A 17,272-nucleotide genomic window follows, 5' to 3' on the forward strand; every position below is an offset into this window, starting at 1 on the left:
CCCGCGTGCCGGCGTCTGGCGCGGGTGCAAAGACGGCGCGCGTGCCGCTCCCGGACGCCCCGTTGCCAGGGGCCCGGGTCACGAGCGGCGCGCGCCGTCGTTCACCCGTCATGGCTGCAAGGTGCAGCGTCGGGACGACGCCCGGTTACTTCGAGGCCTTCTCGCGAACCTTGCTGCCGGCCTTCAGATCGGTGTCGTACGCGTACACGACTCGGCCACCCTTCACCTCGCCCATCACCGGGATATTGGCGGTAATGGCATCGTGATCGTCATGCGTGAACGGATGATCGTAGGTCGTGACCACGCCCTCGACCGGCGTCTTCAGATCTTCGAGCGCCGCGCGCACCTTCGGGCCATCGGTCGTGCCGGCCTGCTTGATGGCCGCGGCCAGCAGATAGACCGAGTCGTAGCCCTGCGCGGCCGAGACCGCCGAATCGATGCGATTGTTCTTCGGCTTGAACATGGCCAGGTAGGCGTCGATGAAGGCCTTGCGCTTGGGCGTGTTCGGCTCCTGGATGAACGTCTGCGGCATGCGCGCACCTTCGCCGTTCGCACCCGAGTTGTCGATGTAGTTCGCCATCGCCAGCGTCCAGCTGCCCACGAGCGGCAGCTTCCAGCCGAGTTTGCCCATGCCGTTCGCGATCTGCGCGAGCTCAGGTCCGATGCCGTACGTGAGAATCACGTCGGCGCCGGCCTGCTTGGCCTTGAGCAACTGGGCCGTCATGTCGACGTCCTTGATGTTGAACTTCTCGACGGCCACCGGCGTGATGCCCTTGGCCTTGAGCGCCTTTTCGAGATCCTCGCGACCCAGTTGCCCATAGTTCGTCGAGTCCGCCAGAATCGCCGGCTTCTTGAAGCCGCGACGCGTGATCGCCTCTTCCACGATCATCGGCGCCTGGATGCTGTCCTTGGCCGAATTGCGGAAGACATAGTTATCCGGATACTTGGGCGGCTTGAACTGCTCGGTGATGACCGTGCCCGTGGCCACGTTGTTGAACACCGGAATCTTGGCGTCCTGATAGAAGCGCTGCGACGCCAGTGCCACGCCGGTATTGATGAAGCCGACGGTGGCGACCACCTTCTCCTTGTTGATCAGCTCCTGCGCCACTTGTACGCCACGCTCGTTTTTGGCTTCTTCGTCGCGCTCGACCAGCACGATCTGACGACCGAGCACGCCGCCCGACTTGTTGATCTCCGCAGCGGCCAGACGTACGCCATCGCGCATGGAAACGCCCATCGACGACGAGCCGCCGGTGAACGGGCCGGACACGCCGATCTTGATCGGATCGGCCGCGATGGCCATCGAGGCGGACAGGGCGAACGCCACAGCGCCGGCCATGAGCTTGAATCGGAATTGCATAAGGGTCTCCTTCGGTGCGATGCGTTTCGGTATGACGCTTTTCTCTTGCGATTTCCTGATGTCGCAGGCCCTGCCGAGGAATGCATGCGCACGGGATCTCACAGCCCCGCTGCACCGCCCCGGTGTTGTATTTCGTGTCAGGGCGATACCCGTAACGCACGCTTCGAACGACCAACCTAGCGCGCCGATTATGTGTTCGCTGAGTTTCGCGCGCAAAGGCGGGAATACCCCTACCGGGACGCGGGTTTACGCGTTGCCATCGCCATTTGGCGCGGGTTTCCGGAGGGTTTTGTGGCACGCGCCTTGTACGGCGCGTGTCTGGACATCGGCACGGAGTGCCAAAGAGTTCGACTCGGGCGGCGGGTCGTAAGGTAGATGTAAGCGACGCGGATTAGTCGCCGGAGACGATCACTTCGCGCGCCCCGTTTCGCCCCATCGGACTGACGAGCCCGGCGGTCTCCATCTGCTCGATCAAGCGCGCCGCACGGTTGTAGCCGATGCGCAACTGGCGCTGCACGGCGGAAATCGATGCGCGGCGGGAATTGAGCACGAATGCGGCAGCCTCGTCGTACAGCGGATCGGCCTCGGCGTCGCCCGACGTCTCGCCGAAGAGATCGGCCGACGCCGCATCGCCCGGATCGCCCGCGAGAATCGCCTCGTCGTAGTCCGGCTCGCCGTACTGTTGCCAGTGCTGCACGACCCGGTGCACTTCGTCGTCCGCCACGAACGCCCCGTGCACGCGCTGTGGATACCCGGTACCGGGCGGCAGGAACAGCATGTCGCCCTGACCGAGCAGCGACTCCGCGCCCATCTGATCGAGGATCGTGCGCGAATCGATCTTCGACGAGACCTGGAACGCAACACGCGTCGGAATGTTCGCCTTGATGAGCCCCGTGATGACGTCGACCGACGGTCGCTGCGTGGCGAGAATCAGGTGAATGCCCGCCGCGCGCGCCTTTTGCGCCAGTCGCGCGATCAGTTCTTCGATCTTCTTGCCCGCCACCATCATGAGATCGGCAAGCTCGTCGATGACCACCACGATGAACGGCAGACGGTCAAGCGGCTCGGGGGCGTCGGGGGTGAGCGAGAACGGATTGCTCACCTTCTCGCCCGCCGCGCGTGCCGCGTCGATCTTCTCGTTGTAGCCCGCCAGGTTGCGCACGCCGAGCGCCGACATCAGGCGATAGCGCTTTTCCATTTCTCCCACGCACCAGTTCAGGGCATGCGCGGCCTGCTTCATGTCGGTGACGACCGGCGCCAGCAAGTGGGGGATGCCGCCGTAGACCGAGAGCTCGAGCATCTTCGGGTCGATCATGATGAGCCGAACGTCGTCCGGCGTCGCCTTGTAGAGCAACGAGAGGATCATCGCGTTGACGGCGACCGACTTGCCCGAGCCGGTCGTGCCGGCCACCAGCAAGTGGGGCGCGCGCGCCAGATCCGCCACGACCGGCTCCCCGGTGATGTCCTTGCCCATCGCCAACGCGAGACGCGAACGATGTGCGTCAAACGCCGAGGCCCTCAAAATCTCCGACAGGCGGATCATCTGGCGCTGCGCATTCGGCAGTTCGAGCCCCATGCAGGTCTTGCCCGGAATGGTCTCGACCACGCGGATCGACGTGACGCCCAGGGCCCGCGCCAGATCCTTCATCAGACCGACGACCTGGGCGCCGCGCACGCCCACCGCCGGTTCCACCTCGAAACGAGTAATGACCGGGCCGGCCGACGCGCCCACCACCGTGACCGGCACCTTGAATTCGGCCAGGCGCTGTTCGATCAGTTGGCTCACCGCAGCCAGGGATTCGTCGGACACGACGCTCGCCACGTCCTGCGACGTGGCCGGCGCAAGGAGGTCGAGCGGCGGCAGGTCGTAATCGACGGGCACACGCGGAGACGGCAATTCGTAGGGCGTGTCCGATGAAAAACTGGCGCTCGGCGGCTCAGCCGCGCTCGCGGCGGCGAACGACGGGATGGCGGGAACTGCCGGGGACGACAAGATCGGCGGCGCCGCGTCGGGCGTGGCGACTACCGGCGAGACCTGAACCGCCGGCGAAGTCGTGTGCAGCGACACCGGTGTCTCGTCGGCGCGCGCCCAGGTGCCGTCCGCGCGCAGGACATAATGCGGCTTCGATGCGCCGCCCTCCCCCTCGTCGTGCGGATCTGTCACCGGCTTCGCCTCGGCGGCGTCAGCGGGAATTGCGTCGGATAGCGCTACGGGCAGCGCGTCGGACAGCGCATCGGGGAGCTCGCCGGGGGCTGCGCCCGGCACCAGTGCTGGCAATGCCTGGGACAAGTCCCTCACGTCCGAAGCGACATACGACGGGCTCGGCGTGGGCACGGCAGCGCGTTGACGCGCATCGACAGGTTCCACGCTCGCCGGCACATCGGCAAAAACGAAGGGGCGCGGCAGTTCGACAGGTATTTCCGTCGACGGCGCGTCGGGCGCATCGACGACCGGCGTTCCCGCGGTCACGGACGAGACGTCAGGCACGTCGAGCGCGCGGCTCGCGGCATCCGCGTGTGGCGGTACGTCGGCCGACGTCCACTCGCGCAAGTCGCGAAGCAAGGCCTGCGCCTCATCCCGCAACGCAGCCATCGCCCTGGCGTGCGCCAACGCTGCCAGTTCAGCCTCACGCGCGGCCAGGCGCTCGGCTTCGCGCGCCGCTTCCTGCTGCGCCAGCATTTCGGGTGTCGGTGCCGGCGGCAGCACGTTGGCGCCGGTCCCGGCATCCCCGCTCGACAGTTCAACGGGTGAGAACGCCGCGAATTCGGAAGACAGTGGTGTCGCCGCATCCGTGGCCGACCACCGAGCGGCCCCACGAATCACAGGGGCGGCCGGCGGCGGCGCCGGCCGTGCGTCGACGGCAGGTGCTCCGGACGTCGCCACCGCATCATCTGCCGGCATGGTCTGCGCAGACGTCGGCGGCGCGGCCGCCTCGCGGGCGCGCAACGCCATGGGGGCCGCGCCGCGCGGCGGCACGTCTTCGAGCCCCAGCTGAGGCTTGCGGAACGGACTGTGGACGATCGTGCCTCGCAAATGCGCGGGCGCCATGCCAACCGGACGGCGATATCCGCTCACACCGGGAATCGACGTGGAATGCAGCGGATCGGCAGATGCGTTGGGCGCAGCCGAATTGGGCGCGGCAGCGGCATTGGATACGCCGGGTACGTTCACGGCACCCGACGTGCGGGGCCCACCCTGGGGCGCTGCTGCCGGCGACGCGGTACGCGTATCTCGTGCGGGCAAGCCGGGTTCGCGACGCACGAACTCGGACACGCGCAGGGCATCGCCAACGCTGTCGTCCGATGCGTAACTGCCTCGTGACGGCACAGCACGCGCGCCTGCGGAGGCTGAAGCACCGACACTCGCCACTGCGCCGGTCACCGCCGCGACGCCCGGTCGAGTCGCGGACACGCCCTTGCCCGGGGTGGCCACGCCCCGAGGTGTCCTTGCGAAGGCGGGCTCCGCACGCGGCGCGCCGCGCGGCGCCAACGGCGGTGGCTGCATCGCGTCCAGACGCGCGCGCTCTTCGTCGGAAAGCTTCCATCGCGGCTGCGCGGCCAGACCGCGACGACGCGGCACCGGCGCTTCCGTCAGGCTGCCAACGTTGTGGTGCCCTTGCCCGAGTGTCGGTTGATACCGCTGCGCGCGCTCGCCCCGCTCGCCGATATCGAACGCCGCGCGCGACATACCGCGCACCGGTTCACGGGTCGCGCCGTCGAGACGTGTTTCGTAGGACGGCTCGTCGACGCCGCCGTCATCGGGACGACGGCGCATGAACATGCCCCACCAGGTGGTGCCGAAGACCATCGGAATGGAAAACAACAGGACGAGGCCCGCAACGCCCATCGCGAGCGTACCGCCCAATGCGACGTGCAGGCCGTGAGAGAGCGATTGGCCGACGCTGCCGCCAGCCGTATTGCCGTCGCCGCCCGTGAGCGCGGCGAGCGTGGCGCTCGACACCATCGCGAGCGGAACGCCAAGCAGCATGCGGAGTGTGCCGGGGCCGAAGATCCGTATCTCACCGCCAAGCAGACCCCGTACGCCAGGCCAGCAAAGTGCCAGCAACCAAAACGTCGACAGTCCGAACCAGCCAAACCCCATAATCGCTCATGCTTCAGGAAAACCCGGAGTGCGATTGTATCAGGTAGGCCGCGGCGCGGCGGCCCTGTCACCCTGGGGCGGCAACATGGCTGAGCCCGCAGCACTTCGTTACGCGTGACCGTGCGTGCCGGTGGAACGACGGGGCGATGTCGTGCCGGCGTCCGTCGCGGCCATCGAGGGCAGTACCGCCTCATTCGGCACGACCAGGCTCAGATTGCGACGACGCAGCGAGCGCCAGTCGACCTTCGCAAAAATGTCTTCGCCCAGGGCGCTGGTGCTCGAGAGATTCTCGACGCGCACGCCGCGCGCACGCAGAATTTCCGACGCATGACGGAAGGACGGTTCGATAAGATCGGCGAATTCGGCGTCCAGCTGGGTCGGTGCGCGGGTTTGCATCGTCTCGTAGAAGCGCGGCGTTTGCGCGGCCTGCCGCAAGTCAACGCCGTGGAGATAGATTTCGGTAAAACCGAGCCACGTCGCCACCTGAAGCGCGAAATACGCCACGGTGCCGCCATGAAAGAAACCGTTGTCGATGTCGAAGCTGAAGCCGAGACGGCCGTCGTCGCCGAGAAACGTCGAACTCGCGGCGACCCGCGCATTCGCGCGTAGCGTGCGGGGGGTACTCGCCGCCTCCATGCCGCGCTTGAAAATATCGTCCACGAGATAGAAACGGCACCCGAATGCCGACGACGGAAACATTTCCAGCAAGCGGGCCAACACCACCGGCGTGACGAACAGCACGAGATCGCGTGCCACGATGCGCCGCGCAAGATCCGGGCGCTGGCGCACGAAGCCCGCATCGAGGATGCAGTAGTAATCGAATTTGACCGCGGCGCGCTCGGTAAGCGCGATGGCGCCATTCACGCCCATGACGTGATGCATCGGCAACGCGTCGTAATCGATCTCGGCAATCGACGGACCGCTGGCGATGAGATGGCAGGGAAAACGTCGCAGGCGCTGCAGTTCGGCGCGCCGCGCGAGCGGCACATTGCGCCCGCGCCACGTAAAGCGCTCGATGGCTCCCATGGCGTCGCGCTCGATACGCGCGTGCGGCCACAGCCGCTCGTTATGCCGCCACTGCGCCGAATGGCTGTAGCGGTAAACGAGCTTCAGAAAAGTCGAGATCATTGTCATTGTTCTTGGTTAGGTCATCCGGTTGCGCCAACGCCATCGCATGGATGACGCCGGTCCTAACCCCGTTGCATATCGCGTGTCTGTCTTGATGGAACCCCCGACGAGCCTTGTCGAATTTCACGTTTCCCCCCGCATGCGGAAACGACTCGTCGGTTCATGGAGCGTTGCCCCATCACGTCGATGGACAAATTCTGCCACCCGAGCTTCGCCCCGGACAAGATTTATTCCAACTGGAAATCTTACTTCGGGTTACGTCCCAACGACGTCCACGGCGAAATCGCTTGACACCGAAACCCTGTGTACATGCGGGTTTTCGCCAGATTGTACGGCACGTCCCCACGCAAGATGGGCAATTGGCGGTGAAATACAGCATTGTGGGAAATACAGACAATTCGCCACGCGGATCACCGATCGATGCACCAAACGACGGGATCCGCGGGGTCGCTCAATGCAGCGTTGCGCTGCTGCCAGGGCGCGGATAGAACGCCTGACCCAGTTCGACGAGCAATGTGGCGAGTTCCGGATCGCGAACGAAACTCGCCGCCGAATCCGCCGCCAGAATGGCCTCGGGCGTCTGCGGGCGGGCGATGAGAAAGCCCTGCACATAATCCACACCGAGTTCCGAGAGGGCTTCGAGCGTCGCGGCGTCTTCCACCCATTCCGCCACGCTTCGGATCCCCAAATTCTTGGCCAGCGCCACGATCGCCTCGACGATGGCCAGGTTGGCCGGGTGCGCCGCCATGCTCTTGACGAAGGCGCCGTCGATCTTGATGGCGTCGACCGCGAGATCCTTGAGGTAGGAAAACGAACTGAAGCCCGCACCGAAGTCGTCGAGCGCAATGCGCCCGCCCAGTTGATGGATGCGGTCGACGAAGCGGCGCGTATTGTCCAGATCGTGCAACGCCACCGTCTCGGTGATTTCGATGCACAACAGGGCAACCGCGCGCTCGTGCGCGGCCAGCGTGGCGAAGATGTCGCGTACGAAATGCTCGTCGTTGAGCGATGCACCGGACAGGTTCACACAGACGAACCGCGTCTTGCCCAACTGCTCGCGATGCGTATCGATCCAGGTCAGCGTGTTCGTGAGCACCCATTTGTCGATCATGCCGATGGTGCCGTTCTCCTCGGCCGCACTGATGACGCGCGAGGCAGGCACGATGTTGCCGTCGGCGTCACGCATGCGCAGCAACACCTCGAAGTTGAGGGAGTCGCCCGGCGACGCCATCTCCATGATCGGCTGCATCTCGAGAAACAACGTGTTGGGCGTCAGACCGGCGTCGAGCGCATCGATCAGACGCAATTCGGCCAGCCGCTCCCGGAACGCCGCGGCACCACGCTCGTACACGACCAGTTCGCGACGCCCCTTCTTGGCTTCGCGGCAGGCCCGGTCCGCGGACGAGATCGCGTCCGGCACGCGCATGTCGGCAGTGAGCTCGATCACGCCGGCCGACGCGCGCACCTGGAACGCGCGTTCGCCGATTTGATAGGGCTCTCCCGCGATGGCATCGACCAGACGCCGGGTCACGGCCGCAGCTTCCTTGATCGTCGCATCGCGAAACACCACGATGAACTCGTCGCCGCCGGTGCGCCCCACGCTCTGATCCAGCGACAACCGTGCCCGCATCCGGTCGCAGGCCTGGCGCAGCACTTCGTCGCCCGCCGCATGCCCGAAGAGGTCGTTCACCAGCTTGAAGCGGTCGAGATCCAGATACGCCAGCGCCGCCGGTCGCGTATCGGACAGCGTCCGGATCGCCTCCGCAAGCGCCTTCTCGATCCCGCGCCGGTTCGATACCCCCGTGAGCGGATCGTTCTCGGCGAGATAGCGCAACTGCTCCATCGTGCGGGCGCGTTCGGTGATGTCCTGCAACGAGCCTTCGATGCGTCCGGCGGAGAAGATGGCCTTGACGAGGTACCGGCTCACCCGCCCGTCGTCGCGCGGCAGCGACAGGATCTCGAGCTCGGACTCGTCGCTGTTCTGCGCCATGTCGAGCAGCATACGCCATGTGTTCTGGCCGAAGTACTGGTCCCAGCGATACGCGCGCCCCTCGGTGTTCGGAATGCCCAGCATGGTGTGCAAAGCGGCGTTGCCACGCACGAACACGCCTTGATCGTTGAGCGTGAACAGACCGACAGGCGTCACGTCGTAGGCATTGCGCAGTTCGGTCTGCGCCTCGAGCTTGCCCTTGTGTTCCAGTCGCATCTGCTCCGCGATGGCGAGTGCCGCCATCAGGCTCGAGAACAGGGCCGCCGTCACGCTGTTGAGCGCAGACGACAGCGCCCGCGCGTTGAATGCGGCGGCGATCACTTCAGAGAAAGTGGCAAACAGCACGATGGCCAGCGACGCGCTGTACCAGACCGCCACGCGAGAGCGCGTGAGCACCAGAATGCGCACGAGCAACGCCAGCACGATCGCAATGCCAAGCGCCGCCACGGTCCAGAGCACGGGGATGAAGTGTGCGTAAGGCAGCGCAATGGCAGCGCAGCACAGCACCACGCCGGCCCATTGCAGCACCATCACCATCCAGCGCAGCCCGATCACGCGCAGCTCGCGTTTGAAGAGCTGCGTGAACAGTGAGTACGTCAGGACGTAGTAGATCGCGAAGGTCGCCTTGCGCACGAGGGCGTCCCAGTCCGTCGGGATCGCGCGCTCGAGCCATTGCGTGTCGGCGCCGAGCGAGTTGGCGGCCAGCCGCAGGTTGCCGATCAGCCAGGCGGCGAAGAGCACGTACAGCCATTCCTTGTTGATGATGGCCGTGACGAGCACGAATGCCGAAAGTGTCAGCAAGCCGCCTTCGAGCAATCCGTTGCTGCGATGGAACTCCCGCTCGGACACGCGCAGTTGCGACGCCGGCCACGCGACCAGCGTGAGATGCGCCGGACCGGAGAACGTGCCCTCGCAAAGCAGCGACACCGGACTGGCGAGACGACCGAGGTCGATCGCGAACCCGGCCTTGGACATGCGGATCGCCCCGCTCACTTCGCTTCGGTCGGCGCGGCCGATCGGCGCGGCCGCCGGATCGCGCCAGCAGGCCAGCGTCTGCGCGTGGCGCGACGGGAATTCGATGACAGTGTGTTCCGTGTCGCCCACCGGCGGCACGCTCACGCGGAACCAGACCGGGGCCTCGGACAAACGCGTGCTGAATTGATGGACCGCGCCCGCACGCTCGAGCGAGCCAAGCACCATGGGCGGACCGAGCGTGGCCGGCACGTCGCCGAGCGCCTGGAAGCTCAGTGGCGTCGCGCCGCGCACGGCATATTGGCTCTCCTGGAATAGCAACACGATCCCCGAGAGCAGCATGATCGCTGCGGGGACGGCGTAAAGGGAAATGCTGCGAAAGAGTTCGTCGAGCCGCGCGGTGATGCGCCAACGGCGTCGCTTACCGGTGAGCTCAGCCAACTCGTCGGCGAAATCGTTCGCATTGCGGCCGTGATCGTCACGCTCGTTGCCGAGTTCCCCCGCCATATGACTCTTATGCCCTTATCTCGTTGGTCACCCCCGCCTTCGGTGCCGCGCAAGGCCTCACCTTTCGGCAAGTCCGCCGGCCGGGCCCGCCCTGTCCCGTGCCGCCGGGAATCCCCGGCAGGCACGGGCAGGTGTCTCTTGCCCGTACTGCTCGCTACCGCCGTCGCCGCAGAAGTTGCCGAACGCATGCGACGGGATAACGTTTTGTCGTATAACGGCATTACACCGCCAGGCTGTAGCCTGCTGCTACGCATCGTACCTCGTCGGCACTAAAAGATAAATCCCGCAAATGCGCGCCAACACTGGCTTCAACCGGCGATGCCCCGTCGCCACGAACGATGCCCGGCAGTCCCAGGCGCAAGTCGGGGTGATGGGTGAGACACATGTAGGCGAACAGCGGATGCTCCGCCGCCTGCCAACGTGCGCGCGCCTGCCCCACGTCGAGCGCCAGGACCCGGTGCCCGATGTCGCCCACGTGCGCCATCGGAATCAGTCCCTGTGAGGGGAAAACATCGACGAACATCAGCGCTTCGTACTGCCGATGCAGCGGCGGACGCGCCGTGATCACCATCCAGTCGATGCCGGAAAGCAGGCAGTACTGATAGAACGCCTTGAAAAGCGCCGTCTTCACCACCCGCCCGACCGGACCTGCCACCACACCCAGGCGGGTTGCCTCGGCCAGCGCGGCCGAGCCAAGCCATGCCGGCAGCGGTGCCGAGTCTTCGAGATGCAGCGGGGCAAAACGGTTCGTCTGGATGCGCATGGTCCCCAGGACTGCGCCGTCGAGCCGCGCCCGAGCCACCAGCACGATGGCTCCCGGCTCCCGGTCGCTCTGCTCCGGTTCGCCAAGCGTGGCCGCAAGCGCCGGCAAGTGCCGTCCGTAGGCCGCCTGGCGCATGGCGACGGCATCACGCAACGACGCTTCGTCGCTCGCAATGGTGATGGTGAAAGGCAGACGCTCCTCGCGCATCGCGTCGAGCGACGCCGCGGCGACGGGCGTGTGCACCGGCGCGCGCGCGGCGGCCGGCGAAGCCACCGGGCGCACGTCGGCGTCGGTGATCGACAGGACATCCGAGGCTTGTGAAAGGTCAAACATGAGTGACACTCCTTAGTAAGGTCAATAGAGGGCTGGTGCCATGTCCCGGCGTTCTGCCGGTGCATCGCACAATGCCTTTCTTGATCCGCCGAGGCGAAGTGTCAAGTGCTTATTTTTGCTGGCTTTTTCACATTTTCCCGGACGGACCCGCCGGGGCGGGGTGGCCGCCGTGTCGCTGCGCCGGCCAACCACCCGGGAAAGCGCATCGCGTCAGGCGAAACCACCTTCCCGCCGCGTCCCGCGGCCGCCCCCGCCCCTTCGGTGTCACCTATTTGCGACAGTTGCCGTCCGAAGAAAGACTCTGGCAAAATGATAAACCTGTTTATCAATTAACCCTGCCGACCGGCCCGAATGTCCCGAATGGCCCGGCCGGCATGCCATGACCTCATGCCGAAAATCGATTGGTCTTCCCGCTTCGGCACGTTGGTGCACGACGTGGCGCGCGTGTATTCGCGCCTGTTCGACCGGCGCGCACGAGGCAATTTCGATCTCACCCGGGCGCAGTCCCGCGTGCTCGTCATGCTGCACCGCTATGGGGTTCAGACCCAGGCCGAGCTGGCCGAACGCATGGAGTTGACGCCGATGGCGCTGGTCAGACTGCTGGACCGACTCAGGGAAAAAGGACTCGTGCGCCGTGAGCGCGATCCGAACGACAAGCGGGCCCACCTGCTCTACCTGACCGAGGCGTCGGAGGCAAAGATCGACACCATCGTGGCCTTTGCCAATGTGACCGAGCGCGAAGCGCTCGCGGACCTCACCCCCGACGAACGCGCCGAGCTGGCGCGCCTGCTGGGCAAGGTACTGGTCAACCTGACGCGTGCCGAGGCGCAATGCCCGACGCCCGTGCGGCGTCAAGAGCCCGGTCCGGAATAAGGTCGCCAATAAAGACGCAAAGACCGACGCGACAATGCGCGGCGCGCCCGGACGCGCTGGGACAGGTGCCCGGGTGCGAACGCGATGTCCGCCGCCCCCGCAATAACGACAAGCACTACGACCCACCAGAGGAACTACCGTGGCATCCCCCGAAAAGGCTGACGATCCCGGCAAGCACCGGGCGCTCGTCAGCATGTCCGTCATGCTTGCGACGATCCTGCAGACGCTCGACAGCACCATCGCCAATGTGGCACTGCCTCACATGCAGGGCAGTCTGGCCGCCTCGCAGGACTCCATCACCTGGGTACTGACCTCCTACATCGTGGCGGCCGCCATCGCCACCCCGCTCACCGGCACGCTGTGCGCGCGCTTCGGCCGCCGTCGCGTGTTCCTGTGGTCGGTCGCCGGCTTCACGATTGCGTCAGCGTTGTGCGGCATGGCGCATTCGCTGACGGAGATCGTGGCGGCGCGTCTTCTGCAAGGCATCTGTGGCGCGGCGCTCGTGCCGCTTTCGCAGGCGACGATGCTCGACATCAATCCGCCACACAAGCACGGGTCGGCCATGGCGGTGTTCGGCATGGGCGTGATGGTCGGCCCGATCCTGGGTCCGTCGCTCGGTGGCTGGCTTACCGACAGCTACAACTGGCGCTGGGTGTTCTATATCAACCTGCCGATCGGGCTGATCGCGTTCCTCGGCATTGCCGCCTACCTGAAAGAACCTGCCGAGCAGAAGGCGGGGAAATTCGACGTGCTGGGCTTCGTCACCCTGAGCCTGGCAATCGGCCTGCTGCAATTGCTGCTCGATCGCGGGGAACAGCAGGACTGGCTGAACTCCACCGAGATATGGCTGGAGATGCTCGGCGCGATTGTCTGCTTCGCCTACTTCATCGTCCATACGTGGACGGCCGGCGAACACTCCTTCTTCAACCGCGCCTTGCTGCGCGACCGCAACTTCAACACCGGTGTCGTCTACATCTTCGTCGTCGGGATTATTCTCTACGCAACGCGTGCCCTGCTCCCACCGATGCTGCAAAGCCTGTTCGGCTATCCCGCGATCCTGACCGGGCTGGTGACGGCGCCCTCCGGCGCAGGCACGATGGCGGCCATGCTGATCGTCGGGCGGCTGGTGGGCAGGGTCGACGTGCGTTACCTGCTGGGATTCGGCTTCGCGCTGACCGCGTACTCGCTATACATGATGGCGGGCTATCCGCTCACGCTCAGTCCGTCGGACATCGTGTGGCCCGGCGTGATTCAGGGTTTCGGGCTGGGCTTCGTCTTCGTACCGCTGACGACTGTCACCTTTGCCACGCTGCCCGGCCAGTTGCGCGCCGATGGCGCCGCGATCTACAGCCTGTCGCGCAATATCGGCAGCAGTATCGGCATTTCCGTCGTGCAAACGCTGCTCACGCAGAACACCCAGGTCAATCACGCCGTGCTGTCCGAGCGAGTCACGCCGTTCACGCAAGGACTGGAGAGCTACCTGCAGACGTACGGCAACGCGGCAATGGCCGCGATCAATGCCGAAGTGACCCGTCAGGCGGCGATGATCGCGTACCTCGACGATTTCCGGCTGATGATGGTTCTCACGATCGTGGTCATGCCACTGCTGCTGTTCATTCGCATGAAGAAGAAGGTGCCAGGCGAAGCCGAGGAGATGGTGCACATCGCAGCCGATTGAACGGATCGCGGCGAAGGGTGGCGGATGGTGGCGGATGGTGGCGGATGGTGGCGGATGGCGGCGGATGGCGGCGGACGTTGGCGGATGGCGGCGGATGGCGGCGGACGTTGGCGCATCGCAACGTCGGCGTGCCGCCATCGCCGGGTGCCGGCCCGGCCTGGCCGCGCGCCCGCGTTCACGGCAACGGCCGCGAACGCCTCGCAGCCTTGCGTGGCTTGCGTGGCCGGGGCTCGATGCCGATGCGCGGGTCGCCCGCCAGCACCAGCGCCACGACATGCTCGGCCACGGCCTCGAAATCCGGGTCGGACTGCGACACGTAGAGCCATTTCCCCAATACGGGATGCGGACGCAACGTCGGTATCTCCTCGCGCAACGACGCATGGTGCTCATGCGACGTGCAGACCAGCAGGCCATCCCACGGCGCATCGCGGTCGATCACCCCAAGGCATTGCAACCCGTTCACATACGCGGCGTCCGAGCCGAACATCCGCTTTCGCAAATACGTTTCGTTGCGCTCGAGTGGGTCGAAAACCCAGAGAAGTGAATTGCGAACGGTGGGCGGCATGGCGAAAAACGTCGGCGGCGGCGCAGGGAAAGCGTTCACTTTACACGACGCTCAGGCCGCTTCTCCGACCGCGTCGGGCACTTCGTTTGGAACACCACTGAAAACGGCCCGAATCCAGCCGATCCCGCTGAAATCCTGAACGCAACACACCTATCTCGAGACGCGAGCGAACCGTAACAAATTATTACATTCATCGATGAAACAACGTCGATATTTGTCCAGGAGTCATTCAATCCCTTATTTGAACGCAATTCGGATGAATCAAATGAATTAAAACCGTCATCCTCAGGAGCGCAAAATGAGAAGACCGATGCGCGCAGCGGCATCCGCGAATGCCGTCCCCCATCCGTTGCCGCTCAAGCCGTTGATCCTGGCCGCGTCGCTGTGCGTATCCGCCCAGGCCAGAGCCGTTTGCGACAACGTCGCCCCCGCGAGCAACACCACGGTCACCTGCACCGGCACCGATACGACCGTCACCGCGCAAGCCGGCAGCACGGGCGTCACGGTCAACGTGGCGCCGGGCGCGACGGTTGCGTCGGTGCGTAGCGCGGCAGACGTGGCGACGATCACGGTCGATTCGTCGAGCACCATCAGCAATTCGGGCACGGTCGGCATGAGCGGCACCAATACCGCGGGACGCGGCGCCGCCATGCTCGGCGCGCATGACGGCAATACGCTCATCAACACGTCGACGGGCGTCGTCACCACGACCGGCTACGAAAACGACGGCATGGCCATCAACGGCAACCGCGGCACGCTGACCAACAACGGCACCATCACCGTCAATGGCCCGAACGCCTTCGGCATGACCGCCGCGTGGGGTCAGTCGTCGGGTCTCGGCCTGAACAATACGTTCATCAACACCGGCACCATCACCGCCAACGGCGGCGGCGGCCGGGCCATCAGCGTCGTGGGCGGCCAAAGCACCGTCGCCAACAGCGGCACCCTGATCACGACCGGCGGCACCGCCTCGAATCGCTCGTTCACGGTTTTCATGCAGGGGAACAACAACCGGCTCGCCAACAGCGGCTATATCGAAGCCCGCGGCGTGAACAGCGACGCCGTCGTGTCGAACACCGCGTCGGGTTTCACGTCATCGATCGTCAATCAGGCCGGCGGCCAGATCATCAGCCGCCAGGGCTACGGGGTGCGAACCGTCAACGGCACGATCACGATCACGAACGCCGGGCTGATCGAAAGCGATGTCGGCACCGCGATCGCAATGAATGCGGCGGCGCGCTCGAATACGCTCATCCTGCAGACCGGCTCGCAGATCGTGGGCACGGCCAACGGGGGATCGAGCGCCGCGAGCCGACTGATCCTGCAAGGCTCGGGCACCGCGAGCAACGCATTCGTCAACTTCGGCAACCTGCTAGCACAAGGCGACAACTGGACGTGGACGGGCAGCGGAGACTTCAACAACGTGCAGTTTCAAAGCGGCGTGTTCAACCTCGCGAGCACGCTGGGCGGCGCCACGACCACCGTCGCGTCGGGCGCTACGCTGACCGGCACCGGCACGCTCACTGGCAACGTCACCAATGCCGGGACGATTCACCCCGGCGACGGCAGCGGCAATGGCTCGCTCACGCTCGTTGGCAATTACACCGGCAACGGCGGGACCCTCGCCATCGATTCGGTGTTGGGCAATGACACCTCGCGCGTCGCGCCGCTGACCGTGAACGGCGGCACGATCGCCGGCAATACCACGCTCGCCGTCAACAACATGGGCGGTCTCGGCGCCCTCACGACGGGCAATGGCATTCCGATGGTCCAGGCGGTCGGCGGCGCCACATCGACGACGGATGCGTTCACGCTTGGCACGCCGGTGAGCGTGGGCGCCTATACCTACTATCTCTACAAGGGCGGTACCACGCCAGGCAGTACGAACAACTGGTTCCTGCGCTCGACGGTGCCGGTCGCCACCGCGCTCACGTACGTCGACCCTGTCACCGGACAGGTCGTCAGTACCGTGCTCACCCCGGTCGGTGCGGCAGGCAGTCCGCCCGCGGCCGCCCCAGGGTCGACCTCCCTGCCCATCTATCGTGTGGAAGTGCCGGTATATTCGGTGATGCCGGAGATCGCGCGCGCGGCAGGTTTCGCGCAAATGGGCACGTTTCACGAGCGGCAAGGCCAGCAGGGGCTGCTCACGGAACGTGGCTGGCTAAGCGCTGGATGGGCGCGTGTGTGGGGGCAGACGGAACAACTGCGCAGCAAGGGGGACGTATCGCCGCAGTTCGACGGCAACCTCGGCGGCGTGCAAATCGGACACGACCTCTTCGCCCGCCAATCCGACAGCGGGCACAGCGACCACATCGGGGTTCTGGGGGGCTGGACGCGCGCCTCGGGGGATACCCAAGGGCTGGCGCTGGGCGCGATGGATACGCACACGGGTTCGCTCGGCCTGGACATTTACAGCGCGGGCGCCTATTGGACCCACGTGATGCCGGGAGGCGCCTACACGGATGCCGTCGTCCTCGCCTCGAGTCTGCAATACGAGTCGAAGCCGATCGGCGGCGCCGCGCGCAGCACACACGGCAGAGCGCTTGCGGCATCGCTCGAGACCGGCGTGCCGATCCCGCTGACATCCACGCTTTCGCTGGAACCGCAGGCGCAGGTGGTGTGGCAGCACCAGTCGCTCGACGACCTGACGGATAACGTCTCGACAGTGTCATTCGACAGCACCAACAGTTGGCTCGTACGCATCGGCGCACGGCTCGAAGGCAACTACGATGGCGCGCGCGGCCTGTTGCGCCCCTATCTGTTGTTCAATCTGCTGCATACCTTCGGCAGCGATGGGCGAGCCGTCTTCGGCGGCACCACTCCCATTGTCACCGGTGCGAACAGCACCGCCGCACAGTTCGGCGTGGGGGTGGCCGGGCGCTTCAACCGCCACGCAAGCGTATATGCCACCGTCGCCTATCTCACGCAACTCGACGACACGCGTCAGCAGAGTGTGTCAGCGACGTTGGGATTGCGCTGGCGCTGGTAAGGCAACACAGCC

Annotated in this window: 9 protein-coding genes; 3 read left to right on the forward strand and 6 right to left on the reverse strand. The window is 65.4% G+C overall.

Going from position 1 to position 17,272, the window contains the following annotated elements; genetic code table 11:
• Nucleotides 1-145: 145 nt before the first annotated feature.
• From LV28_RS36680 to LV28_RS36700, 5 genes are all read right to left on the reverse strand, one after another.
• On the reverse strand, nucleotides 146-1,360 hold the full coding sequence (locus tag LV28_RS36680) for an ABC transporter substrate-binding protein (RefSeq protein WP_023596121.1): 1,215 nt from the start codon (nucleotides 1,358-1,360) through the stop codon (nucleotides 146-148).
• A gap of 391 nt (nucleotides 1,361-1,751) precedes the next feature.
• On the reverse strand, nucleotides 1,752-5,348 hold the full coding sequence (locus tag LV28_RS49380; RefSeq protein WP_023874226.1) for a DNA translocase FtsK: 3,597 nt from the start codon (nucleotides 5,346-5,348) through the stop codon (nucleotides 1,752-1,754).
• Between the two features lie 222 nt (nucleotides 5,349-5,570).
• Complete coding sequence (locus LV28_RS36690; protein ID WP_023596123.1) at nucleotides 5,571-6,590, reverse strand: WaaZ-like lipopolysaccharide core biosynthesis protein; 1,020 nt, start codon at nucleotides 6,588-6,590, stop codon at nucleotides 5,571-5,573.
• A gap of 451 nt (nucleotides 6,591-7,041) precedes the next feature.
• On the reverse strand, nucleotides 7,042-10,059 hold the full coding sequence (locus tag LV28_RS36695) for a putative bifunctional diguanylate cyclase/phosphodiesterase (protein ID WP_052408598.1): 3,018 nt from the start codon (nucleotides 10,057-10,059) through the stop codon (nucleotides 7,042-7,044).
• 220 nt (nucleotides 10,060-10,279) lie between these two features.
• On the reverse strand, nucleotides 10,280-11,155 hold the full coding sequence (locus tag LV28_RS36700; protein WP_023596125.1) for a hypothetical protein: 876 nt from the start codon (nucleotides 11,153-11,155) through the stop codon (nucleotides 10,280-10,282).
• A 387-nt stretch (nucleotides 11,156-11,542) separates the two neighbouring features.
• Here LV28_RS36700 and LV28_RS36705 point away from each other — a divergent pair, with 387 nt between their 5' ends.
• Nucleotides 11,543-12,028: a MarR family winged helix-turn-helix transcriptional regulator gene (locus LV28_RS36705; protein WP_023874220.1), complete on the forward strand. Its 486-nt coding sequence runs from the start codon at nucleotides 11,543-11,545 to the stop codon at nucleotides 12,026-12,028.
• A gap of 193 nt (nucleotides 12,029-12,221) precedes the next feature.
• On the forward strand, nucleotides 12,222-13,706 hold the full coding sequence (locus LV28_RS36710; RefSeq protein ID WP_051610642.1) for an MDR family MFS transporter: 1,485 nt from the start codon (nucleotides 12,222-12,224) through the stop codon (nucleotides 13,704-13,706).
• Nucleotides 13,707-13,881: 175 nt separating this feature from the next.
• Here LV28_RS36710 and LV28_RS36715 read toward each other — a convergent pair whose 3' ends face one another.
• Nucleotides 13,882-14,271: a hypothetical protein gene (locus LV28_RS36715; protein WP_023874219.1), complete on the reverse strand. Its 390-nt coding sequence runs from the start codon at nucleotides 14,269-14,271 to the stop codon at nucleotides 13,882-13,884.
• A 298-nt stretch (nucleotides 14,272-14,569) separates the two neighbouring features.
• Between LV28_RS36715 and LV28_RS36720 the strand changes: the two genes are divergently transcribed.
• Complete coding sequence (locus LV28_RS36720) at nucleotides 14,570-17,260, forward strand: autotransporter family protein (protein WP_255315159.1); 2,691 nt, start codon at nucleotides 14,570-14,572, stop codon at nucleotides 17,258-17,260.
• The last annotated feature ends 12 nt before the right edge of the window (nucleotides 17,261-17,272 follow it).

Origin of the sequence: Pandoraea pnomenusa, from assembly GCF_000767615.3 — a bacterium.
GTDB classification, from domain to species: domain Bacteria; phylum Pseudomonadota; class Gammaproteobacteria; order Burkholderiales; family Burkholderiaceae; genus Pandoraea; species Pandoraea pnomenusa.

Coding starts and splice junctions, on each gene's coding strand:
- LV28_RS36680 (WP_023596121.1), bottom strand. CDS start 1,360: ATGCAATTCCGATTCAAGCTCATGGCCGGCGCTGTGGCGTTCGCCCTG.
- LV28_RS49380 (WP_023874226.1), bottom strand. CDS start 5,348: ATGCTGCTTGGCGTTCCGCTCGCGATGGTGTCGAGCGCCACGCTCGCC.
- LV28_RS36690 (WP_023596123.1), bottom strand. CDS start 6,590: ATGATCTCGACTTTTCTGAAGCTCGTTTACCGCTACAGCCATTCGGCG.
- LV28_RS36695 (WP_052408598.1), bottom strand. CDS start 10,059: ATGGCGGGGGAACTCGGCAACGAGCGTGACGATCACGGCCGCAATGCG.
- LV28_RS36700 (WP_023596125.1), bottom strand. CDS start 11,155: ATGTTTGACCTTTCACAAGCCTCGGATGTCCTGTCGATCACCGACGCC.
- LV28_RS36705 (WP_023874220.1), top strand. CDS start 11,543: ATGCCGAAAATCGATTGGTCTTCCCGCTTCGGCACGTTGGTGCACGAC.
- LV28_RS36710 (WP_051610642.1), top strand. CDS start 12,222: ATGTCCGTCATGCTTGCGACGATCCTGCAGACGCTCGACAGCACCATC.
- LV28_RS36715 (WP_023874219.1), bottom strand. CDS start 14,271: ATGCCGCCCACCGTTCGCAATTCACTTCTCTGGGTTTTCGACCCACTC.
- LV28_RS36720 (WP_255315159.1), top strand. CDS start 14,570: ATGAGAAGACCGATGCGCGCAGCGGCATCCGCGAATGCCGTCCCCCAT.